This window comes from Micromonospora sp. NPDC047620 (assembly GCF_043205005.1).
Taxonomy (GTDB): Bacteria; Actinomycetota; Actinomycetes; order Mycobacteriales; family Micromonosporaceae; genus Micromonospora.
Map to the genome: position 1 here is coordinate 1 of NZ_JBIDDG010000023.1, position 22,744 is coordinate 22,744.

Sequence of the window (22,744 nt, forward strand, 5' to 3'; positions counted from 1 at the left end):
GTCTCCGGTCGGTCTTCGGTTTGCTTGGTCGCTAACCGATCTACCGGAGACCTCCTCTCTTATCGATCACCGCCACGCCGGGCCTACCTCACCGCTCGGCAAGCCCTTACGAAACACGCGCTAACGGGCGCACGCGAGCGAGGACGGCGAGGTATCTCGGCTACGGCTGCGGGTGGAGTGGAACCGCAAGCAGTCGAGGCGGATCCGGGTGACCGGTGCTCAGTGGTACGCGCCAATGATCTGAACCCACCCTCCCGCGTTCCTGGCTGGGTGTCGGTCGAACTCGCGGGTGGTGATCGCCGATGGCGGGGAAGCGATCGAGGACATCGACATGCTGCGCCACCGTCGAGACGGCTTGGCCGCGCAGCCACGGAGGGCGGCCGGGTGGCGTGACATGGTGGCGAGCGGACTCGTCCTGACCTTGAGCACCCGAACGGCGAGGAACCGGCGGGCCTGCAGGGCTCGCGCCGCCCCCGCGCGGCGGCACCCTTGACGCAATGCACGCCGAGCCATGGCGTCAGTTCACTGCCGGCGGCGTGCGCGTGCTTCAGGGCTCCTTCTGTGCCAGCACGTCGGCGTGTCCCCGCTGAACCACTTGCGGCGGCTGCGGCTGGACGGCGTGCACGACGAACCTTCCCGCCGCTCGGACCCGTGGCAGGTCAGCGTCAGTGAGGCGGCCTACCGCTGGGGCTTCACCCATCTCGGCCGCTCGCCGGCGCCTACCGCGGGCGCTTCGGCGTGGCCCTGTCCCAGACGCGACGCTGGCTCGAACAGTTGCCACGGATGGTGACCAGGCCCGGGATGTGGGCGAGCAGCGGGCAGGCCTTCGACGTGATGGCCAGGGGGTCTTCTCGCGGATCTGTGTTTCCTCGACGAACGCGAGGCCGTCCAGGCGGTGCTCCGTTCGTACGGGCAGTTGGGGGTTGCCGGGCCCTTCGAGCGGCCGGATGCCGGCACCATACAGCCGACCCGAGCCGAGCGGCGACGTGTTCGCTGTCGGCGCGTAACGCGATCCTGCAGTGTCGACTGTCGACGCCACCGGCGGTCGGCGGGGCGTACTGCCAGGTCAGTGGGCTTGGCGGGGGTGCGGGCGCCGGGCCGGGACCGCCGAAGCGGGGCGGTGTTGCCAAAACGAGGTCTTGACGAGTCGGGAAGTTTGACATTTGATAAATCCCGCCGATGCAGGAGGTCTCATGTCAGCTCGCACCCGTCTCGTCGCGGCCGTCGCCGCAGCGGCTCTCACACTCACCGTCGCCGGCTGTGGTGGTTCGGAGAAGGCCGGTTCCCCCGATGCCGCCTCCGTCACCTACCTGACCTCCTTCGGGACGTTCGGTCGGGACGCGTACGCATACGTCGCCCTGGAGAAGGGCTACTTCAAGGAGGCCGGGCTCAACGTCACGATCAAGCCCGGCACCGGCACCGTCGATGTCATGAAGCTGATCGGGTCGGGGCAGGCCGACTACGGCCCCGGCGACCTCTCCGGGGTCATCACCACGCTGGCCAACGAGAAGATGCCGGTGCGCGTGGTCGCTGCCATCCACCAGCGGTCGATGGCCGGCATCGCCTCGCTGGATAAGGCGATCGACTCGCCGGAGAAGCTGCCCGGCGCCAGCATCGCGGACAGCTCCGGTTCCACCAACATGATCATTTTCCCGGCGTACGCCAAGGCGGCCGGCATCGACCCGAAGTCGGTGAAGTTCGTCCCGTCCTCGCCGCAGTCGCTCCCGCAGCTGCTCGCCGCCGGCTCGGTGGACGCGATCGGCCAGTTCGCCGCCGGCAAGCCGCTGCTGGAGAAGGCGGCCGGCGGCAAGACCGTCACCATGCTGCCGTACGCGGACAAGCTTCCCGACCTGTACGGCAACGGCCTGCTGGTCTCCGCCGCGAAGCTGGAAAGCAACCGCGCCGAGGTCGAGAAGTTCACGGCAGCGCTGGTCAAGGGCCTGCTCTACGCGGTGGAGCACCCCGAGGAAGCCGCCCAGCTGCTCAAGAAGCACGACCGGACGGCCGACGAGAAGGTCGCCGCCGCCGAACTCACCGAGATGAAGCCGTACGTCCTGGGCGACGGCGGACCGGCCGGAAAGCTGGACCGGGCGCGGGTGGAGGCGATGATCAAGCTGCTCGCCGGCACCGGCACCCTCAAGTCGACGCCGAACGCCGACGACATCGGCGTCTACGACATCGCAAGGCCATAACTTCCTCTTCGACGGCGGAGCGCGCGGCTGGTTGCGGCGCGCACCGCGAGGGGCGAAACCATGATCGGAATTCGTAACGTTTCGCAGATCTACCGCACCCGGGCCGGTGACGTGGAGGCCCTGCGTGACGTGTCGCTGGAGGTCGCCGACGGCGAGTTCGTGGCGATCGTCGGGCGGTCCGGGTGCGGTAAGTCCAGCCTGCTGCGGCTGGTGGCGGGCCTCCAGGCCGCCACCTCGGGCGAGATAACCGTCGCCGGCACCCCGATCCGGGGGCCACGGCGGGACATCGGCTTCATGTTCCAGCGCCCGGCTCTGCTGCCGTGGCGGTCGGTCATCGACAACGTGCTGCTGCCGACCGAGGTGTTCAAGCAGGACCGACGGGACGCCCGGACCCGCGCACACGAACTGCTCGACATGGTCGGGCTGAACGGCTTCGAGAAGCGCCTGCCGCACGAACTCTCCGGCGGGATGCAGCAGCGGGTCTCGCTGTGCCGGGCCCTCATCCAGCAGCCACGCGTGCTGCTGATGGACGAGCCGTTCTCCGCCCTCGACGCGCTCACCCGCGCCGACCTCACGGTCGAACTCCAGCGCCTCCAGATGAAGCACGCCTCGACGGTGCTCTTCGTGACGCACTCGGTCGACGAGGCCGTGCTGCTCGCCGACCGGGTCGTCGTGCTCAGCCCGCGACCGGGCCGGCTGCGGCAGATCGTGGGAATCGACATCGCCCGTCCGCGTTCGCTGGGACGCGACGGCCACTCGGCCGAACTCGGCGTGCTGCGCGCCCAACTGCACGACCTGCTCATGACCCCCGAGGAGGTGGCACGGTGACGGTCACCGAATCCCGCCGTACCGGCCGCGACCAGTCACGCGCCGCAGGCCGCTGGGCCCAGCAACTCCCGCCCGTGCTCGGCGTCGTGGCCGCCACCGCCCTGTGGTGGGCGATCACGGTCGTCTTCGAGGTGGAGAGCTTCATCCTGCCGTCCCCGGGGCAGGTGGCGCAGACCATGGTCGAGGAGTCCGCCTACCTGTGGGACAACACCCTGGTCACCCTCTGGGAGACGCTGCTGGGCTTCCTGATGGCCATCGCGGTCGGGGTGCCGCTGGCGCTGATCGTCACCGCCTCGCGGATGCTGGAACGGACCGTCTACCCGCTGCTGCTGATGCTCAACGCCGTACCGAAGGTGGCCGTCGCGCCGCTGCTGGTGGTGTGGATGGGCTTCGGCCAGTTCCCCAAGGTCTTCCTGGTCTTCCTGGTCTGCTTCTTCCCGATCGTCATCTCCACCGCCGCCGGCCTCAGCTCCACCCCGGCCGACCTGGTGGAGCTGGGCCGGTCGCTGAAGACCAACTGGTGGCAGACGTTCCGCATGATCCGGATGCCGGCCGCCATCCCGCAGCTCTTCGTCGGTCTCAAGCTCGCCATCACCCTCGCCGTCATCGGCGCGGTCATCGCCGAGTTCGTCGGCGCCACCGAGGGGCTGGGCTACGCGATCGTCGCCTCCGGCGCCAGCGCCGACACCGCGTTGGCCTTCGCCGCGATGATCCTGCTCGGGGTGCTGAGTGTCGTGCTGTTCTACCTGCTCGCCGCAGTCGAGCGGTTCTTCGTACCGTGGGCGGACCGGTCATGACCGCGCCGGACTTCCCGTCGACGGTCCCGGTCCGGTGGCTCACCGACGCCGTCGCCTCGGTCTTCGGCGCACTGGGCTACTCCGAGCGGGCGGCCGGCCTGGTCGCCGGCTCCCTGGTGGACGCCGACATGCGGGGAATTCCCTCGCACGGGGTGATGCTGCTGCCGATGTACGTCGACCGGATCAGGGCCGGCTCGGTCAGCCGGGCCGAGCGGGCCGAGGTGGTCCGCGACAAGGGCGCCATCGCGGTGCTCGACGCCGGCCACGCGCTGGGGCAGCTCACCGGTGACCAGGCGATGCGGCTGGCGGTGGCGAAGGCGCAGACGTACGGCGTCGGCGTGGTCACCGTCCGCCGGGCGTTCCACTTCGGCGGGGCGTTCCGGTACGTGGACCTCGCCGCGAACAACGGCTGCGTCGGCATCGCGGCGGCCAACACCCGCCCGCTGATGCCCGCCCCCGGTGGCGCCTCGGCGGTGGTCGGCAACAACCCGCTCGCGGTGGGCGTACCCCGCGCGGGCGGCAAGCCGGTGATCCTCGACGTGGCGCTCTCCGAGGCCGCGCTCGGCAAGATCCGGCTGGCCGCCGGTGAGGGCCGCGAGATCCCCGCGAGCTGGGCGACCGACGCGCAGGGGCGGCCCACCACCGATCCGGCCGCCGCGCTCAAGGGACTGCTGCTGCCGTCCGGCGCCCACAAGGGATACGGTCTCGCGCTCATGATCGACGTACTGACCGGGGTGCTGTCCGGCGGGGCGTACGGCCGGGGCGTCCAGGGCCTCTACGCCGACGTGTCGGTGCCCAACGACTGCGCGCACTTCTTCCTCGCCCTGGACGCCGAGGCGTTCGCCGAGGACGCGGAGGAACTCGCCCGCCGGGTCGCCGACCTGGCCGACCAGGTGCTCGGCTCCGCGCTGGCGCCCGGCACGGAGCGGGTCCACCTGCCTGGTGACATCGAAGCCGACCGGTACGACCGGGCGTCGCGCGACGGTGTGGCGCTCCAGCCGTCGGTCTTCGCCGGACTGGTGGAGGTCGCCGCCGGGCTGGGCGTGCCGCTCCCGCCACCGCCCAGCGCCGGCTGACCCCGGTCGACGAAGGAGGAAAGGAAGTCATGCAGGCCAGTTTCGACGCCACCGGCGAGGTGCTCGTGGTCACCGGGGGCGCCAACGGCATCGGCGCCGCCCTCGCCCACGCGTACGCGGACGCGGGGGGCACGGCCGTGGTGTTCGACGTGACATCGGGTCAGCCGCACCCCAGCGGACGGGTGCACGAGCACCGGGTGGACGTGTCCGACCGCGACGCGGTGCACACCGCGGTCGCCCGGGTGCTCGCCGAGCACGGCCGGATCGACGCCCTGGTGGCCGGAGCGGCGGTGCAGCCGCGGTGCGACGTGGTCGACATGGACCCCGAGCAGTGGCGCCGCACGCTGGCGGTGAACCTCGACGGGGTGGTCTGGTGCGCGCAGGCGGTCCTGCCGGACATGATCGCCCGCCGCTCGGGCGCCATCCTGGTCTTCGCCTCGGGCCTGGCCACCGCCGGCCGGGCGCAGGCGTCGGCCTACGCGGCGAGCAAGGGGGCGTTGATCGCCTTCGCCAAGTCGCTCGCCGCCGAGGTCGCCGAGCACCGGATCCGGGTGAACACCGTCTTCCCCGGCGTGGTGGACACCCCGCAGTTCCAGCAGGCCAACCCGACCGGCGGCGAACGGGAGCACTGGGCGCGGGCCACCGGCATCGGCACGCCGGCCGACGTGGTCGGTCCGCTGATGTTCCTGCTCTCGCCGGCCGCGACCATGACCGGATCCACCCTCACCCGTGACCGGGCGTACCCGAGGAGCGAAGCACAATGAGCAGCACGACCGAGCAGTTGCCGGTGGGCATCGTGGGCGCCGGGCCGGTCGGCCTGGTCACCGCGCTGGGCCTGGCCCACTACGGCGTGCCGGTGGTCATCTTCGAGGAGGACGAGCGGCTGTCGCTGGACACCAAGGCCGGCACCGTCCTCACCCGCACCCTGGAGGTGCTGCACCGGTACGGCGCCCTGAACGACGTGCTGGCCGGTTCGCTGCGCATCGACGAGATCGGCGAGCTGGACCGGGCCACGAACACCCAGACCCTCAGCGTCCGGACCGGCGAACTGACCGAGGACACCCGCTTCCCGTTCGTCATCAACATCCCGCAGCACGAGCTGGAGCCGATCCTGCGGCAGCGGCTCGACGCCACCGCCCCCGGCGCGCTGCACATGGGACACCGGCTGCTCGACTTCGTCCAGCACCCGGACCGGGTGGACCTGCGGCTGCGCACCGCCGAGGGGGAGCGGACGGTTCCGGTGCGGTACCTGCTGGGCTGCGACGGCGGTCGGTCCGCCGTCCGGGACCAGATCGGCGCGCGGGTCGAGGGCGAGACGTACCAGGAGCGTTACATGCTGGTCGACCTGAAGGTCGACCTGGACGTGGAGAACCCGCGCGACTACCCGTACCTGGCCTACTTCGGTGATCCCCAGGAGTGGATGATCCTGGTCCGCCAGCCGCACTGCTGGCGCTTCCTCTACCCGCTGCCGGCCGGGCAGGCCGAGCCGGACCGGGAGGAACTGGCCGACAAGGCACGCCGGTTCATCGGGGACACCAAGACCCTGGAGATCGTCGGCACCAACATCTACAACGTGCACCAGCGGGTGGCCGACCGGTGGCAGGACGGGCGGGTCTTCCTGCTCGGCGACGCCGCGCACCTGATCACCCCGATGTGGGCGCTGGGCCTGAACACCGGTGTCCTGGACGCCTCCAACCTGCCCTGGCGGATGGCCTGGGTGCTGCGCGGCTGGGCCGAGCCGAGCCTGCTCGACGGCTACCAGGTCGAGCAGGAACCGGTCGCCACCAAGGGCTCCGCGGCGATGGCCGCGGCGGCGCGGGCCTACATGGCCCGGCGCGCGGACGACCCGGGGGTGATGACCGCCGGCAACTGGGGCAACGCGTTCACCCGCGCCATGCTCGGCGTACGCCTCGACGTGAGCGGCACGGGCGACTGGTCGATGGTCGCCGCCGGTGACGAGCCGCTGCCGGTGCTGGCCGGGGCACGCAGCCCCGACCTGCCGCTGTTCGGCCAGTCCGGCACGGTGCACCTGCACGACCTGGCTGCCGACGCCTTCGTGGCGCTCTACTTCACCGACCCGCGCCGGGTCCCGGCACTGCCGCCACAGGAGTCGCCCGCGCTGCGGCACTACGTGGTGAGCCGGTGGGACGCGCCGCACGACTCCGGGCTGCGGGACCGGGCGCTGTTCGACCCGGGAGACCGGGTGCGGCGCCGCTTCGGAGTCGACAACGACACACTGGTGCTGGTCCGCCCGGACGGGCACGTGGCGGCGATCGTCCCGTTCGACCCCGTCTCCGGCATCGACACGGCCGCCCAGCTCTACGCCCGGGTCACCGGCTGCCCACCGCCCGTGACCCGGCCCGAGAACACCCTCGTCTGCGAAAGGGATGACAATGAGTAACTACGGTCACGCGACCGCCCCGGACGGAACCCAGGTCGAGCTCGGTGCCGTCGGCCAGCAGGTGGTCTTCGAGAACGACCAGGTGCGGGTCTGGGAGATCAGCCTGGCGCCCGGCGAGCAGCAGCCCTGGCACCACCACCTCAACCCGTACCTGGTGATCGCGCTGGAAGCCGCCGACAACCGGATCGACGCGCTCGCCGGCGGCGACCCCCGCCTGGTGCACGAGGCCATCGGCGGGGTGGTCTACCGCGAGCCGGGGGAGATCCACATGCTCACCAACAACGGCACCACCCGGTACCGCAGCCGGCTCGTCGAGCTGAAGTGCCTGGGGGAGAACCTCGTGTCCGGTCAGGGCGAGCGGTGAGCGACCTGCCGCTCGTACCGACCCCACCGGTGCCGGCCGGCGTCGACCCGCAGGAGTGGGCCAACAACCTCTCCGAGCCGTCGAACTACGGCGGCGAGGCGGCCGACCGGTCGCGGGAGGAACTGGTGCCCGGCCCGGACGGCCTGGTGCTGGCCCGCTTCCGCGAGATCCTGCTCCAGACCGACGAGCTGGACTGGGCGGACAAGACGCTGGCCGGCCTCTCCCACAAGGCGCTGTGGCGCAACGAGGAGACCGAGGCGTCCATCTCGCTGATCCGGTTCCGCAAGGGCGCCGGCATCCCGCTGCGCCACTCACACGCGTCCAACCAGTTCATGTTCTGCCTCAGCGGCCGGTACACCTACGTGCCCACCGGGCTCACCCTCACCCCGGGCTCCTTCTACTGGAACCCGAAGGGCAGCCTGCACGGGCCCACGCTCGCCGAAGAAGAGAGCGTCCTGCTGGAGATCTACGACGGGCCGCACTACCCGACCCAGCCGGAGTGGTACACCGACCCGGCGGACGCCCGCTAGCTCCACCTCGAAGAAGAGAAGACAACGATGCCCAAGCAGCAGATTGTTTCCCCCGAGCTGGCCGCCCCGAACGGTCACTTCGCCCAGGCCACCCAGATCAGGGCGCGGGGCCGGATGGTGTTCGTGTCCGGCATGACCGCCCGCAACCGCGAGGGCGGGGTCACCGGCGTCGGCGACATCGCCGCCCAGACGCACCAGGTCTGCCAGAACCTGCGCGCCGCGATGACGGCTGCCGGCGGGTCGCTGGAGGACATCGTGCGGGTGGATGTCTACGTCCGCAACATGGAGGACTTCCACGCCATCCACGAGGTGCGCCGGCAGTACTTCACCGGTGAGCCGCCGGCCTCGACGATGGTGGAGGTCTCCAAGTTCGTGAACAAGGACTACCTGATCGAGATCAACGCAATCGGCGTGATCGACGACGAGCAGGACGCCTGATGAAGTTCGCCAGCGTTCGTACCGAGACCGGCCGGCGGATCGGGGTGGTGGACGGCGACACCGTCGCCGTGCTCCCCGCCGAGCTGGGCGACCTCGACGAGGCGATTCGTGGTGGCGCGGACGCGTTGGACGCCGTCCGCGCCACCGCGCGGCAGGTCGCGGCGGTGCCGTTGGCCGAGGTCCGGCTCGACGCGCCGCTGCGCCGGTTCAACCGGGACATTCTCTGCACCGGTTGGAACTACTGGGACCACTTCGAGGAGTCGCGCGGCAAGCGGGAAGGGCAGGACCCCGCGGAACGGCCCAAGCACCCGACCTTCTTCACCAAGGGCCCGGACACGGTCGTCGGCCCGTACGACGACATCGCCTACGACCCGCAACTCTCCGCCAAGTGGGACTACGAGGCGGAGGTGGCGCTGGTCATCGGTGCGGACTGCCGTTCGGTGAGCGAGGCGGACGCGCTGTCGTACGTGGCGGCGTTCTGCGTGGCCAACGACGTGTCGCAGCGCGACCTGCAACGCGCGCACGGCGGCCAGTGGCTCAAGGGCAAGAGCATCGACGCCACCATGCCGCTCGGGCCGTGGCTGACCACCGTGGACGAGGTGCCGGACCCGGCGAACCTGCGCATCCAGTGCGAGGTGAACGGCGTGCTGCTCCAGGACGCGTCGACCGGGCAGATGGCCTTCCCATTCGCCCGCATCATCGCGGAACTGAGTTGGGGGATGACCCTGCGGGCCGGCGACGTGGTGCTGACCGGCACGCCGAGCGGCATCGGGAACGCCCGTGACCCACAGGTCTTCCTGACCGACGGGGACCTGGTGGTGACCCGGGTGGAAGCGCTCGGTGAGCTGCGCAACCGGGTGCGACTGACGAAGCTGCACTGACCCCACGACGGGTGCGGGGCGGCGCAGCGCGGCGCCGACCCGCACCATTCCACAGCGACGAAATTGGTACCATTTCCAGGGCCCTGATGCGTTTGTGGGATCACCCGAGCACCCCATGAACATGGATCATGTCCCGCGAGAACGGGACGAGCACGGCATCCACCAGCGGCCCTATCCGGAGGCAACCCGTGGCAACAACGCATCGTCGATCCGTCCTGAGCGACGCCAACGACGACGACGGCCGGGCCGGTGCCGGTGGAGCCGACGGACAGCACCGCACCCTCGCCGACTCGGCGACCGCGGTCCTGCACGAGGCGATCCTCACCGGCCGGCTGCCGGCCGGTACCCCGCTGCGCCTCAACGAGATGGCCGACCTGCTCGGTATGAGCATGAGCCCGGTCCGCGAGTCGATCCGCCGGTTGGCCGCGCTCGGCCTGGTCGAGGTGGTCCAGCACAAGGGTGCCTGGGTCATGCCACTGACCGTCGAGGACGCGGTCGACACCCATGAGACCCGGATCGCCATGGAGACGGCACTGATCGAGCGGGCGGCGACCCGGTTCACCGCGCAGGACGCCCGGCGGGCCGAGGCGGCCCTCGACGAACACGTCGCCGCGTCCGCGCGCGGCGACGCCACGGCTGCCCGCAGGGCACACACCGAGTTCCACTTCACCATCTACCGGGCGGCCGGATCGCGTTGGCTGCTGCGCGGCCTGGAACCGGTCTGGGAGAACAGCGAGCGGTACCGGTTCGCGACGGTCATCCCGACGGGGCAGAACGAGGAGCGGGTCCGCGAGCACCGGGCCATCCTCGACGCGTGCGTGGCGGGGGACGTGGCGGCGGCGGTGGCCGCCGTGCAGGTCCACATCCAGCACGCGGCCGACCGGGTGATCGGCAAGATGAACACCGACGCCGCGGCGGTGCCCGCCGCCCGGGCACCGGGAAGCGCGCGTACCGGGAGCTGACCGCCGGCGCCACCGCGTCAACCGGTAGTGGCGCCGCCCTCCAACCGTCGGGGCACCTCCGCCCCGACGGACCGTCCGCCGCCGGGTGAGCGGCCACGCCAGCCACCATCCCGTACCGTCGGCGCGTCCCGTCGTGACCGCCGGTCGGGCCAACCGTTAGGAAGCCCCCGTTGCCTGGCATCGACATGCACGCCCACCTCGCCCCCGACCTGCGCCCGGCCAACCTGCCAGGGGTCGCGGTCGACAGTGACGGCGCCGCCGTTCTCGGCGGCAAACGGGTCGGCCCGCCCGACCTGTACCACCCGGACCGGCTCGAGAACCACCTGGACCAGGCAGGGCTGGACGAGGCGATCGTCAGCGTGCCGCCGCCCTTCTACCGCCAGCGGCTGTCCGGGCCGGAGGCGGCGGCGTGGGTCCGTGCGGTCAACGACGGCCTGCTCGCCGTGGTCGCCGACCGGCCCCGGCTCACCCCGCTGGCGTACCTGCCGTTCGAACATCCCGAAGTGGCCCTCGCCGAGTACGACCGGATCGCCGCCGACGACCGTTGGGCCGGGGTGGTGGGTGCCGCCGGTGGAGACGTCGGGCCGCTCGACGGCCCGCCGCTGCGCCCCCTGTGGCAGCGTCTCGACGCGGACCGGCGCACCGTGCAACTGCACCCCGCGCACTCGACGGACCCCCGTCTGGAGCCCTACTACCTGGCCAACCTGCTGGGCAACCCGGTCGAGACGACGGTGGCAGTGGCCCAGCTCGTCTTCGGCGGGGTGCTCGGCGGGCACCCGGGGATCCGGTTCGTGCTGGTGCACTGTGGCGGTTGCGTGCCGGCGGTGGTCGGGCGCTGGGAGCGCGGTCACACCACCACCCGACCGGGCGTACCCGTGCTGTCGCCCACCCCGGCCGAGGCGGTGCGCGCCCTCTACGTCGACAATCTGGCCCACGACCCGCAGGTGGTCGACCTGGCGGTGTCGGTCTTCGGCGCGGACCGGCTGGTGCTCGGCAGCGACTGGCCGTTCCCGATGGGCACCGACGCTCCCTCCGCCACCGTGGCACACCGGGGCGCTGACTACGCCCGGCAGGTGGCCACCGACAACGCGGCGCGGGCTCTGGGGCGGGCACCCGGCGGTCGGTGACGGGTCGATGGCGGCGGACGCCGTCGAGCTGCCGCTGCCGCCGTCACCCGGCGCCGGGGCCGGAGAGCGGCCCGTCGTGGCCCCAGCACGGGCGGTGAGGGTGTGTCGGCCGGGGGAACAGCGGCTGTCAGCCCCCGCCGGCCTTGCGGATGTCCGTGAACCGCTGGCCGACCGCTGCCAGGTGCGTGTACGCGAGCTGCAGGTCGGCGATCGAGGTGACGAACGGCTGACTGTCCCCGGTTTCGAAGGAGCGCGAGCAGTCGCGGCCTGCCCGCGCGGCATGCTCGACAAAGGACTGCCAGCTCGCCTGCGCCTGCGCGTCGGGGACAGCTGCGTAGCGAGCGGCCTCCTCGGCGATCGTCTCGATGCTCGCGCACAGCGGCCGGATCCGGGCCTCGTCCACCTCGACTTTGCCGTTCGCGCCCGGCTTCCGCGTTTTCAGGTCGCTGATGGCGACGGCGAACTTGCCGTGCACGTCGAAGAACCGGGTCGTCAGGCTGCCGCCACCCCGCCTGATCCAGGCCGACACCTCGATGGCCTTTAACCGCGGCGAACCCGGGGAACCGGTCGGCCCGGCCGTGGGCGCGACACCGCCGGTCGGCGGAGTGCTGCCGCTCGGTCCGGGGCGGGCAGCGGTGCCCTCGCTGGCCGGTGCGGCCGCCCCGAGCGCGACCGTCAGCGTCATTGCCATCGAGATGACCACTGTGACGAACGCACGCCGCACCACCATCCGCGCCCGCCCCGGCACGTCGACGGCCGCCGGGCGGTCCCGCCACCACCGGGCGGTGACGGCCCGCGCGCCGGCGACGAGCCCGGCGGCCGGGATGGCCACGATCAGCGCCAACACCACAATCTCGTCGAGCAGCCCGCGCCACGCCGTCCACGACTGCCCTGGCTGCCAGCCGCAGGAGGCGTGGAACAGCGTCAACGGCCTCACGCAGCCGTCGATGGCGATGAGCGCGAGCACGCCCACCGAACCGCCGAGCACGGTCAGCTGGCCTGCGGTGACCGCCGCGACGAGTTGGTAGCGGCCGGCGAGCGTGCTGGCGACGAAGGCGCTCAGCGCCGCCGCGCCCAGCAGGGCGAACGTGACCCAGCCCTGGTAGGCGTTGACGAAGATCCGGGCCCGGGCCCCGATCACCGGCAGGGCGAGGTGCATGACCGCCATCGTCGTCGCAACCGCGGCCCAGCACAGCAGAGTACCGGCGAGGGCGGGCAGCACCAGCCGCCGGAGTCGGGGCAGCGGCACCGGCCGCGGCGGCATGGCTGGAGCCGGCGTGACGACGACCTCCGCACCCGGCCCCGGCACGGAAGCCAGACCTGGGCTCGACGCCGGGCGGTGTTGGACCAGCCAGGCGGCGAGCGGAACGGCCCACGAGACCGCGACCGCGATCTGACTGAGCGGCACGGCCTCCAGCACCAACATGGACGTCAACCAGACGAACGTGACGTAGGCCGGCAGCACCGCCTCGTACGGCAGCATCTGCCCGGGTTCGAGACCACCCGGCGCGAAGATCAGCGCGATCTGGCTCCGCGGTATGGGCATGCCGTGCGCCAGCCAGACACCCGGGCCGCGCCACCACGTCATCCAGCCCACGATCGCGACGAAGCCTGTGATGAACACGATCCACCGCACCGGGCGGAGGGAACGTCCCGGCCATGCCGACACCCACAGGTAGCAGCACTGTGTGATCCACCAGGTCACCGCGACGCCGGCGAGGACCAGCAGGACCAGCAGCAAGGGCTGCTGGGGCAGCCACTCCCAGATCGCGACCCGGCCGGACACGAACTCGGTCACCAGCATGCCCAGCCCCAGCCACAACCCGGCCCGCAGGCCCCGGGGGCCACCGCGACCCGCCTGCCAGGCCGGCTCCACCGCCTGCCAGACCAGACTGGAGATCACGCCGGTGGCCAGCAGCGCCACCGCGACCGCCGAGGCGACCGCCGGATCGGCCGCCAAGGCGACCGTCGGAGCGGCCGTGGAGGCGACCGCCGAAGGGTCAATCAACCACAGCTGAGCATCGACCAGGATCAGGGCGGCACCGGTGAGGAACATCGCCAGCGCCGGGATGCGGGACAACATGTCGGGGTCGGCCAGCACCCGCCGGCGGGACTCCCAGTCGGGATGGATCCGCCACAGCCCACCGAAACCGGCCAGCAGCCGCCGACCCCGGCCGGCCCGCACCGGCGACGCCGCCGACCAGCCGCGCAGATCCGCGCCCCACCGCGCCGCCGCCAGATCGGCGTGGAACTCCCGGGTCCGGAGCAGGTCCGAACGCGACAGGTGGACCAGCGCCACCAGCAGGGCCGCCGCCAGCAGGTTGCGATGCGTAGGCACTGCATCGGGGGTAAAGGGAAACCTGACGAACAAGTGCAGGTGCGTGGCCACGAACGGCACGAGCGCCACCACGACGAAGGACCGCCACAGCGCGACCGTCGCGTACGTCAGCGTCACGTCCCGGTTGTCGATGTGCCCCAGCTCGTGCAGTAGCACCGCGCGGACGGCATGCGGGTCGGTGCGCATCCGGGCCAGCAGCCCACCGTGCAGACAGAGTCGGGGGCGTCCGGTCCGGCCGAACACCACCGCACCGGCCGACAACGCGGTGGGGTCGACCAGCACTGTCGGCACACGCCGCAGCCCGGTCTGCGCCACCAGTTCCGCGATCATCCGGCCGACCTGCCCATCCCGGTCGACGGCGGCCAGCGGCAGCACCCGCCCACGCCGGGCCTTCCACCGGGGCAGAACCGCGAACAACACCGCGGCGGCGCCGAGCAACAGCATGGAGGCCGCCGGGATCACCCACCACGGCGGTGTGACGGCCTGCAACTCAACGCAGTCCGTCGGATCCCAGGTGACCCGCCGGTCATCCGTCGGGACCATGCCGGCGCAGGTGACGGCGGCCCGCCGGAGCAACCCGAGATTCGCCAGCGTGAACTGAGTCATCCACACGCTGGCGACCAGCAGCAGCGTCAACAACAACACGAAACGCAGCGTCGTGGCGGCAAGCTGCCGCCCGGCACCAGGCACGACCTACCCCTCCGCAGCGCTCTGATCGAGGGCCAGCCGGGTCACCACGGCGTCGGCCACCGCGACCGCCTTCGCCTCAGGCAGGCCCCGCTCGGCGGCGACCTCCAACAGCCGCCGCCGAACCTCACCCAGCTGCTCCTTGGACAACGGAGGCACCACGACCTGGCCGGTGCCCCGCTGGAACACTCGCCGCCAAAGCGCACCGAACCCCCGCTCTGCCCGGTTGACGGCCGCGCCGGCCGCACGCTGCGCCACCTCGTTCAACACCAGCCAGACCACCGGGGTCACCAGCACCGCGACATCGGCCAGGCCGAACCCCAGCGCCTCGCGACGCGCTCCGGAACCCCGCAACCGGCGCGCGACCGCCCGGCCGCCCAGCGTCGCCAGACCCTCCACCACCGCCAGCTCCTCCGGCGCGTGGACAGCGACCACGTCGCGCACCACCCCCGCCACCGTGCCGTGCACCGCCGAATCCATCACAGCCTCCCGGGGACAAATCGCAGGAAGCCACTGTCACATCAGAAACAGGAACACGCCAGTCATCGATGTGACTAAAAGCGCTCCAAGGTAGCCAAACCGCAGCGCCAGATCTGGTCATAGTGACTGTTCATGGCTTGGGCTTGGTGACGGCGTCGGCGACGTATTCGGAGAAGATCTCGGCGAGGACGCGCAGTGCGTTCGGGGCCGGCTCGTCGGCAGTGCCCAAGGGCTGGGCACAGGTGACGAGCGCTTTCCAGAGGGCCCAGCCGCGCCCGCGCGCCCATGTCGCCTCACTGGCGGACAGCCGCTCCCGGAACGCCTGCCGGCCGTCGGCGGTCAGCAGTGTCCATGCGATTGCCAGGTCACAGGCCGGATCGCCGACGCCGCATGTCCCGAAGTCGATGACGGCTGCCAACTCCCCGTCGTTGAGCAGGAGATTTCCCTGGGCGACGTCGCCGTGGAACCAGCTCTCCACACCATCCCAGGGGGCGTCCAGTGCGCTCTTCCAGATCTCGCGGGCCAAGTCGACGTCGACGTGGCCGTCCAGCGCCGTGAGCGCGCGCTGGACTTCCCGGCCGTAGGTGCGCAGCGGGCCGCCCCGGAACCAGTTGTGCTGTCCGGGGCGAGGACCGTCAGTGGTATCGACGCTCTGCAAGGCCGCCAGGAATCCAGCCAGGTCGATGGCGAATCGGACGGGGTCGGCGATGCGGTCTGCGCTCGCAGGCTCGCCGTCAAGCCATGAGTAGATCGACCACGAGTAGGGGTAGCCCGCGCCGGGTTCCCCTTTCGCCAGTGCGACGGGGATGGGCAGCGGGAGCCGGGGGGCGAGCGTCGGAAGCCACCGGTGTTCCTTGTCGACCGCCAAGGCGTACTCGGATGCGCTGGGCAGACGCACCAACATTCCGTCGCCGAGGTGGAAGGTCCAGTTGTCCCAGCCGCCGCTGGCCACGGGCTGAACCGGGAGGTCGGCCCACTGAGGGAACTGGCCGGCGACGAGCGAACGAACCTGCTCCGCGCCGACGGCAATGCGCTGAGGCACGGGACCGAGATGCGGTGTGTTGCTCACTGAGACATCCTTGTCCAAGACAATCGACGTGTGGAGCCTGAACGACAGTTCGCCGCTTGAGCGCACCCCCGTAGCTACCCAGCCGGGATTCTGACCTTGGCTGAGCTGCGGGTTGACGCGGTGCAGGACGAATGCAGCCACCGTCAATCATGGACGGCTGTGTGGACTGACCATGACGCAGCGGTGGCTGCGGGACACAGGGTAGACGCCCAGCGGTGGCAGGTGTTGTTCGGCGACCTGATGTTGGCTGCCCCCCCGGACCCCAGCCCTGCCCGGCACCGTGTGGATCAACAAACCACCGAGATGCAGACACTTGACCACGAAGTCTCACTTGACTGACAGGTTCCGCGGAGCCGCTGGCTCCCGATATCGGATGTCCGTCAAAGCGGGTCAGGCCCACGCCTCGGCCGTGTGAACTGGGGGAGGCGGGGCGAACACCGTCAGGTCGTCATTGCCTGGAGTTGGTGAAATGCCGCTGCTTGCGAACCAACACCATCTTCGATACACAATGGGCAGCGAGAAGGAGCGCGCCGAAACGACGGCCAAGATGATCAGCCGACATCGATGGAGGCCCGTCCATGACGTTGACCCCGGCGGCTGGCGGCGGTTGCGGCGAGTCGGCGCCACCCCCGCCGATCCAGTCTCCGAGGCCGGTAAATTCCGACGTCGAGTGGGACAGCTTCGACCCCCAGGCGTACGTCCGGCACAACTACGCGGTTCTGCGTGCCGACGATCGTGAAATCCTCTGCCGTACCAGAGATTTTCTCGCCGAGGCGAAGCTGTCCGGCGCGCACTGTGTCGACGTGGGGTCGGGGGCGAACCTCTACCCGGCGCTGTCGCTCCTGCCGTTTGCGCGCACGATCGACCTGTGCGACTGGTCGACGTCGAATGTGAGCTGGCTGCGTACGCAGATCGACAGCTACGACGAGCTCTGGGACCCGTACTGGCAGGTGTGCGCGGAGCACCCGGCGTACTCGGCGCTGACCGATCCGCGGGGCCGTCTGGCGCGGGTGGGCCGAGTGCTGAGGGCCAGTGTCTTCGATGCGCCGAAACACGCCTGGGACGCCGGCACGATGTTCTTCGTGGCCTGCTCCATATCGGCCGACCGCGCGGAGGCCGAGCGCGCGATCGGCCGGTTCCTCGGAGCGCTGCGGCCCGGCTCGCCCTTTGCCGTGGCGGTCATGCTCGGCTCCCGCGGCTACAGCGTCGGCCAGCGCTTGTTCCCGGCCGTGGCGCTGCGGCGCGCCGAGGTGGTGGCCAGCATCGCGGCCGGCGCGTACGACCTGGCCGTCCACGAGGTGCGCCTCACGCCGCCGCTGCGTGACGGGTACCTGAGCATGCTGCTGACCACCGGCCGTACCCGCGGTCAGTGCCGTGCCTGATCATGGGAGGCGCTGGTGCCGTGAGGTCGGCCCGGCCTGCCGGTATGGGCATTCCCACCGCGCCCGACGGGCCGGGTTGCCGACACGCGGCCATCGAAGCTGTTCAAGTGGCACTCGACTGGACCGCTACCATGTTGTTGCGCGTCATTGTGGACCACCGTGGATCATCGTGTGAACGGCACCACCAGCAGTTTCGAGTCGACTACAGCAGACGGCGGTGAATCGTGCGGATACAGCCACGCCAGGAAATCCTCGACATCTGGCGGGCCACGGTGCGTAGTTGCTGGCAGAACGGTGAATGGCACTGGGGTGGTCGAAGTGGCAGCAACTCGATCAGCGATGCGGAGCAACTACTGACCCTGCTGCTCCCGGCGGCCAGGGTCCCCGTGCTGTCGCTCGACGACCCGGATCGCGCCGACGAAGAGGTGATCGAGGCGCTCAGCCCGATCGGCGGCGCGATCGAGATTCCCCGCCGGCTGGTCAGCGTGATCATCGACTACTTCACGCGCTACACCGACGACGCCGGCACCCCGATCTTCAGCGGCGGAAGCTACCTCAACGCGCTGGAGGGCGGCTCGGAGCTCACCGACGAGCAACGGTCCCTGGACATCGTCGACTCGTTCGCGGTGTCCGTCACGCTTACCCTGGCGACGATCGGCTTCGTCAAGGTCTACCGGGGCGCCACCAAGCGACGCGACCTGCTGGCGCAACTGGACGCCCTGGAAGCGATGGCCAGCGCGCGGCTCACCGCGGCCATGGTCGGCCTGCTCCGCAGCTTCAGTACCTTCGTCTTCACCTCCACCGACGAGTACGGCGTCCGGCTGTGCGACATGATCAACCAGGACGAGTTGCCGCGCCGCGAAGTCGTGGCCGCGCTGCGCGAACAGCTGCGGGAAACCATGGCCAGCCTGCGCAGCGTGGTCATCGGGTCGGGCCGGGTGACCGAGGACCTGGACAACAGCGAGATGCTGTTCGAGTGCGGCTGGTCGTGGGGGATCATCGCCGGGGCCGAGGAGGTCCCGACCACCGAGCCGATCGGCCTGCAGCGCGAGGGCTCGGCGGAGAACGCCCCCTACCTCTACTTCACGGTCATCGCGATGGACGCCATCGAGGACCTGAACTCCGAACGCACCCGCCTGCTCGGGTTGCTCAACGAGGAGCAGCAGCGGCTGTCTCGGGCGCTGCAGCTGCGCTGGGAGCTGACCCGGACCTACTGGGCGACGGTGGCGACCTTCGGCAACCGACGGCGATGGCCCATCGAGGACATTCCCTGGCGGACGACCGACGGTGACCGGACCGACTACTACACCCTCCAGGCCACATCGCTGGCGGTGAAGGGCCTGATCGCCGGCGGGCGCGGCGCCGACGAAGAACTCGGCCGGATCGCCTCGGTGCTGGTGGAGCTGGCGCAGCGGGCACGGATCACCCGGCGTGCCTCGCCCGACGAGCCGGCGCTGCTCCTGCACGCGCCAGGCAAGCGGGTGACCCTGAACGACGACACGTCGAAGCCGATCATGACGTGGAACGTGAACGAGTACTCCACGGTGCTGCTCCAGCGGGCGGCCACCGTCGCCGGTCTGCTGAGCAACGCCCGGCGGCGCAGCGAGCTGCTCGAGTTGGCGGACGAGGTGTGGGATCACCTGCTGCAGCGGCGTATTCCTGACGGCCAGCACCGAGGGCTGTGGGACCACGCCGGCGGCGCCTTCCCCGGGCTGGCGCCGAAGCCGGACGCACCCTCCTGGTATCTGACCGAGCGGGTGGTGGAGGCGCTGGTCAGCGCCGGTCAGCTGCTCTGGGACCGGCCGTTCCCGCGGGCTGGCCGGCTCGCCGCGTACGCGCAGGATCTCATCGACGAGGCCGAGTACCTGTTCGACCGGGAGTTGATGCGGGGCACGTTCGCCGGTGAGGCGATGCAGCGCAGCATGCGCAGCATCCGGGCCAGCCTGCGCCGGGCACAGCTGCTGGTGGACGAACGCCCCGGCACGGCGGCCGCCCTGGCGAACACCCTGCTGCTGCTGCTCAACGACGTCGCCACCGGGCAGCAGAAAGCCAGCGAGGGGATCTGAATGCTGGTCTTCGTCACGTCGCACAAGGGTGGTACCGGGCGCTCGGTGACCGCGGCGAACATCGCCTACCGCAGCGCGTTGTCCGGCCGCCCCACCTGCTACCTGGACTACGATTTCGGCTCGCCGACGGCCGGCATCACGTTCCAGATCCCGCAGGCCGTCAACGGGGTGGAGGGCGCCGGGCCCAACGGCGGCGGCCTGCACCGGTATCTACGCGGGGAGATCCCGTCTCCGGAGCAGTTGGACGTGTGGAGCACGTCGGAGCGTGCCAGCCTGCGCCAGCGGCCCATCGGGTCCGGTCCGCTGGTGCTCCTGCCCGGGCAGCGCAACGGCAGCGAGTTCGGTTTCACCAACGACATCGCCAAGCGCTGCGCCGAACTCTTCCTTCGTCTCGAGGAGGAGTTCGACCTGACCCTGGTAGACCTCAGCGCCGGCCGGTCGTACGCCAGCCAGATCGCGCTGGCGGCCACCGCCACCCCGACCCTACGCAAGGTCACCGTTCGCTGGTTGGTCTTCCACCGGTGGACTCCCCAGCACGTCACCGCGGCTGCGGATCTGGCCTTCGAGGCAGGCGGGATTGTGGCCATGGGCAAGGAGTACGGTCACGAGCCGGACCGGCTGCGGGAGTCGCTGCGGTTCATCCGCACGGCGGTGATCGACTCACGCGGCCCCGAGGTCGGCTACCTCGACCTTGCGCAGCAGGCATTCCTGCGCAAGTGCGACGCGGAGCTGTCGGAGCTGGCCCGACGGCGGGGCGTCGGGCGCACCACGCTGTTCGGCGCGGTGCCGCTGGATCCTCTGTTGCAGTGGCGGGAGCAGCTCATCTCGGACCACGACGTACAAAGCAAGATCGCGAACGTCAAGACCGTGGACGCCTTCGTGGATCTGACCGAGAAGCTCTTCGACGAGACGGCATGGGAGACCGTGTGATTGGCGTGGATGTCAGGTTCCAGGAGGCAGCTGCGGTGCGACGTACAGAGAGCGTGGCGTACTCGCACCTGTCGGTGGAGTTGGGGCACTTCTACGCGGAGGACTTCGGCGACGGGTGTCAGGAGCTGCGGCGCAAGTTCGAGCGGATCGCGGACTGGTCGGCCGCGATCCCGGCCCTGGCCCGACGAGGCCTGCCCCCACACCGGCAACCGCGGATCAGCACCTGCTTCATGGTGGACGACTACTTCCACCGCTTCGGTACCCCCCGCGAGGTGATCCCGCAGGTGCAGAGCGCCGCAGCGGAGCACGGCCTGATGCTGGACTACGTGGCCCGGGAGTCCAGCTTCGCGCGGCACGACGGTGTCGAGTTGGCCCAGCTGGTGGTCGACACACTGGTGGTGGAACCGCCCCGGCACACCACCGGGAGTCGCCCACCGCTGAACGAGTCGGGTTGGCTGTCCAACGGTAAGCGGTCGCCCGGGCACGTCGACGCCCCGGCGATGACCCTGCCACGGCCGTGGTCCCCGCCGGTGCAGTCCGGCGACCCACAGCACTCCATCTTCGTCGACATCGAGCTGTGGTCCGACGAGCCGAACACCCGGGTGTGGGCTTGCGCGCTGCTCGCCTCGGTCTGGCAGTTGACCCGGCTGGGCGTGCTACGGCACCGGGGTGAGACGATCAGGCAGCCGTGCCGGCTTGTCGGGGAGCTGCCCACCGACTGGGACGAGCTGCCGGCGATCGTCCAGCTGAATCCGGTCGCCGCGCCGTTCTGCGCGTACCGCACGCTGACCCTCATGGACACCCAGTACCTGCCGGTCGAACTGGCCGTACGGACCATCCTCGGCCAGGTGGCGGTACCGCCGGCAGTCGCGCAGCAGGTCGCCAAGCGGGCCGGCGGCGAGGGCCTGCAGCTGCCGAGCGAGTTGGTCGACCGGTTGAGCTACGTGTTCATCGGCGAGTGAGCGTGGTCAGCGGCCGCAGGGCTGCTTGACCGCCACCCGGTCGGCCAGGTCGCGCAGCAGTGCCATGTTGTTCACGCTGATCTGATCCCGGATCCAGTTGACCGACGACTTCCACTGCCGGCTGAACCCGGGCACCTGCTCCAGGCGGTCCCAGATCGGCCGTAGCCGCGGGTGGACCCGAGCGCCAGGCAGCCACAGGTGCAGCAGGTGCTCCAGCACCGGCCGCAGCCGCTCGATGTGCTCCTGCCCGGAGGCTGGTCGGGTGACCGCGGCCTCCACCAGGGAGGACAGCATGGTCAGCAGCCAATCGTGCAGCGCGAGATCTTCGCAGAGGCCGGCCACGGCGGCCGGCACGTCCTGCGGGCCGACCACGAGTTCGACCGTGCGCAGCGTGGGGGAGTCCACGGTGACCACCGCCGAGACGGCCCGGCCCGGCTGCTGGTCGACCTGCGCGGTCCAGCGCAGCCGGGTGCGCGCCGCGCGCAGTGGCGGGTGCCGGTCCAGCAAGTCGGACATCTGCACGCCGTCGAGTACTCGGCCGGTGATCGCCTCCAGGTTCAGCACGTCCGCGTTGTTGCCGTGCAGGAAGCCTGCGGTCAGGTCCGCGGCGTCCAGCCTGCCGACCGTCTCAAGGACGCCGGGGTTGGCCAGATAGTGCGACCACGGCTGGCGGCGATCTCCAGCGACGACCTGGATGACCGAGGAAGCCTGCACGATTCGGCCACCGGTGACGATGGCCCGGGTGACCACCGCACCCACCCCGCGCAGTTGGCGCTTCCTGGCGCTGGGTAGCCAGCAGTCCACGCCGGTGCGGACGTCGGGCGACACCGCGTAGAGCGAAGGGCGTCGGGAGGTCAGCACGACCTCGCCCTCGACCAGGCCGAGCACCTCGGAGCTCTGCTCCTGGGTCAGCGCCGTGCTGTGCTGCAGCAGGCTGGTGTGCACCTCACCCACCGTGAGCATGGCTTCCTCCGCATTGCCGGCACCGGTCCGCGGTAGACCCGCGGAATGCGGTCCCATGGTGATTGACGTACGCCGCCGTGACCCGCACCGACACGGGTCCGTGTGGGATTACCGAAACTCCTCGTGAGCACGGCATTCGGCCCGCCCGGATCCGTATCCGTCCTGTGGCCATCATAGGCCCACGGTTGGCGGGAATCCCATGTACGGCGGGGGTTGCGAGTGTTCGCGGGTCAGAGGGATGTGAAGGCAGCTGATATTTTCATTGGTGCGG

General features: G+C 70.6%; 20 protein-coding genes. 16 read left to right on the top strand and 4 right to left on the bottom strand.

Annotation, left to right across the window (positions count from 1 at the left end; genetic code table 11):
- Positions 1-1,193 precede the first annotated feature (1,193 nt).
- The 12 genes from ACGF5C_RS24680 (at position 1,194) to ACGF5C_RS24735 (ending at position 11,596) form a co-directional block, all read left to right on the top strand.
- Entirely contained in the window at positions 1,194-2,192 is a 999-nt protein-coding gene (locus ACGF5C_RS24680) for an ABC transporter substrate-binding protein (RefSeq protein WP_393305230.1), read from the top strand.
- A 60-nt stretch (positions 2,193-2,252) separates the two neighbouring features.
- Positions 2,253-3,020 (top strand): ABC transporter ATP-binding protein, encoded by a 768-nt coding sequence (locus ACGF5C_RS24685; RefSeq protein WP_393305232.1) that lies wholly within the window; start codon positions 2,253-2,255, stop codon positions 3,018-3,020.
- Positions 3,017-3,817, top strand: coding sequence for an ABC transporter permease (locus ACGF5C_RS24690; protein WP_393305234.1), 801 nt, complete (start codon positions 3,017-3,019; stop codon positions 3,815-3,817). The genes ACGF5C_RS24685 and ACGF5C_RS24690 overlap by 4 nt, the downstream gene beginning before the upstream one ends.
- Positions 3,814-4,893, top strand: coding sequence for an Ldh family oxidoreductase (locus ACGF5C_RS24695; RefSeq protein WP_393305236.1), 1,080 nt, complete (start codon positions 3,814-3,816; stop codon positions 4,891-4,893). The genes ACGF5C_RS24690 and ACGF5C_RS24695 overlap by 4 nt, the downstream gene beginning before the upstream one ends.
- A 29-nt stretch (positions 4,894-4,922) precedes the next feature.
- The gene (locus tag ACGF5C_RS24700; protein WP_393305238.1) at positions 4,923-5,657 is read left to right on the top strand and encodes an SDR family NAD(P)-dependent oxidoreductase; all 735 of its coding nucleotides are present in this window, start codon (positions 4,923-4,925) and stop codon (positions 5,655-5,657) included.
- Positions 5,654-7,294, top strand: coding sequence for an FAD-dependent monooxygenase (locus ACGF5C_RS24705; RefSeq protein ID WP_393305240.1), 1,641 nt, complete (start codon positions 5,654-5,656; stop codon positions 7,292-7,294). The genes ACGF5C_RS24700 and ACGF5C_RS24705 overlap by 4 nt, the downstream gene beginning before the upstream one ends.
- Positions 7,287-7,658 carry a cupin gene (locus ACGF5C_RS24710; RefSeq protein ID WP_357695882.1) on the top strand — a complete coding sequence of 124 codons (372 nt, stop codon included), beginning with the start codon at positions 7,287-7,289 and terminating at the stop codon, positions 7,656-7,658. The genes ACGF5C_RS24705 and ACGF5C_RS24710 overlap by 8 nt, the downstream gene beginning before the upstream one ends.
- A complete protein-coding gene (locus ACGF5C_RS24715) occupies positions 7,655-8,188 on the top strand; it encodes a cupin domain-containing protein (RefSeq protein ID WP_363704988.1) in 534 nt (177 codons plus the stop codon). The genes ACGF5C_RS24710 and ACGF5C_RS24715 overlap by 4 nt, the downstream gene beginning before the upstream one ends.
- Positions 8,189-8,215: 27 nt before the next feature.
- Positions 8,216-8,626, top strand: a complete 411-nt coding sequence (locus tag ACGF5C_RS24720) for a RidA family protein (RefSeq protein ID WP_350712641.1) — start codon at positions 8,216-8,218, stop codon at positions 8,624-8,626.
- The gene (locus tag ACGF5C_RS24725; RefSeq protein WP_393305242.1) at positions 8,626-9,507 is read left to right on the top strand and encodes a fumarylacetoacetate hydrolase family protein; all 882 of its coding nucleotides are present in this window, start codon (positions 8,626-8,628) and stop codon (positions 9,505-9,507) included. The genes ACGF5C_RS24720 and ACGF5C_RS24725 overlap by 1 nt, the downstream gene beginning before the upstream one ends.
- 188 nt (positions 9,508-9,695) lie before the next feature.
- The gene (locus tag ACGF5C_RS24730) at positions 9,696-10,469 is read left to right on the top strand and encodes a GntR family transcriptional regulator (RefSeq protein ID WP_393305244.1); all 774 of its coding nucleotides are present in this window, start codon (positions 9,696-9,698) and stop codon (positions 10,467-10,469) included.
- Positions 10,470-10,639: 170 nt separating this feature from the next.
- Positions 10,640-11,596 carry an amidohydrolase family protein gene (locus ACGF5C_RS24735; RefSeq protein WP_393305246.1) on the top strand — a complete coding sequence of 319 codons (957 nt, stop codon included), beginning with the start codon at positions 10,640-10,642 and terminating at the stop codon, positions 11,594-11,596.
- A gap of 127 nt (positions 11,597-11,723) precedes the next feature.
- Here ACGF5C_RS24735 and ACGF5C_RS24740 read toward each other — a convergent pair whose 3' ends face one another.
- From ACGF5C_RS24740 to ACGF5C_RS24750, 3 genes are all read right to left on the bottom strand, one after another.
- Positions 11,724-14,624, bottom strand: coding sequence for a M48 family metalloprotease (locus tag ACGF5C_RS24740; protein ID WP_393305248.1), 2,901 nt, complete (start codon positions 14,622-14,624; stop codon positions 11,724-11,726).
- A gap of 3 nt (positions 14,625-14,627) precedes the next feature.
- Entirely contained in the window at positions 14,628-15,101 is a 474-nt protein-coding gene (locus ACGF5C_RS24745) for a hypothetical protein (protein WP_393305250.1), read from the bottom strand.
- A 130-nt stretch (positions 15,102-15,231) separates the two neighbouring features.
- Positions 15,232-16,170: an aminoglycoside phosphotransferase family protein gene (locus tag ACGF5C_RS24750; RefSeq protein ID WP_393305252.1), complete on the bottom strand. Its 939-nt coding sequence runs from the start codon at positions 16,168-16,170 to the stop codon at positions 15,232-15,234.
- A 578-nt stretch (positions 16,171-16,748) separates the two neighbouring features.
- Between ACGF5C_RS24750 and ACGF5C_RS24755 the strand changes: the two genes are divergently transcribed.
- The 4 genes from ACGF5C_RS24755 to ACGF5C_RS24770 all read left to right on the top strand — a co-directional run bounded on the left by ACGF5C_RS24755 (position 16,749) and on the right by ACGF5C_RS24770 (position 21,510).
- Positions 16,749-17,552: an SCO2525 family SAM-dependent methyltransferase gene (locus ACGF5C_RS24755; protein WP_393305254.1), complete on the top strand. Its 804-nt coding sequence runs from the start codon at positions 16,749-16,751 to the stop codon at positions 17,550-17,552.
- A gap of 224 nt (positions 17,553-17,776) precedes the next feature.
- A complete protein-coding gene (locus tag ACGF5C_RS24760; RefSeq protein ID WP_393305256.1) occupies positions 17,777-19,618 on the top strand; it encodes an SCO2524 family protein in 1,842 nt (613 codons plus the stop codon).
- On the top strand, positions 19,619-20,548 hold the full coding sequence (locus tag ACGF5C_RS24765; RefSeq protein ID WP_393305258.1) for an SCO2523 family variant P-loop protein: 930 nt from the start codon (positions 19,619-19,621) through the stop codon (positions 20,546-20,548).
- Complete coding sequence (locus ACGF5C_RS24770; protein ID WP_393305260.1) at positions 20,533-21,510, top strand: SCO2522 family protein; 978 nt, start codon at positions 20,533-20,535, stop codon at positions 21,508-21,510. Before ACGF5C_RS24765 ends, ACGF5C_RS24770 begins: the two co-directional genes overlap by 16 nt.
- 6 nt (positions 21,511-21,516) lie before the next feature.
- Here the strand turns inward: ACGF5C_RS24770 and ACGF5C_RS24775 are convergent, their stop codons facing one another.
- Entirely contained in the window at positions 21,517-22,473 is a 957-nt protein-coding gene (locus tag ACGF5C_RS24775; protein ID WP_350704502.1) for an SCO2521 family protein, read from the bottom strand.
- Positions 22,474-22,744 lie beyond the last annotated feature (271 nt).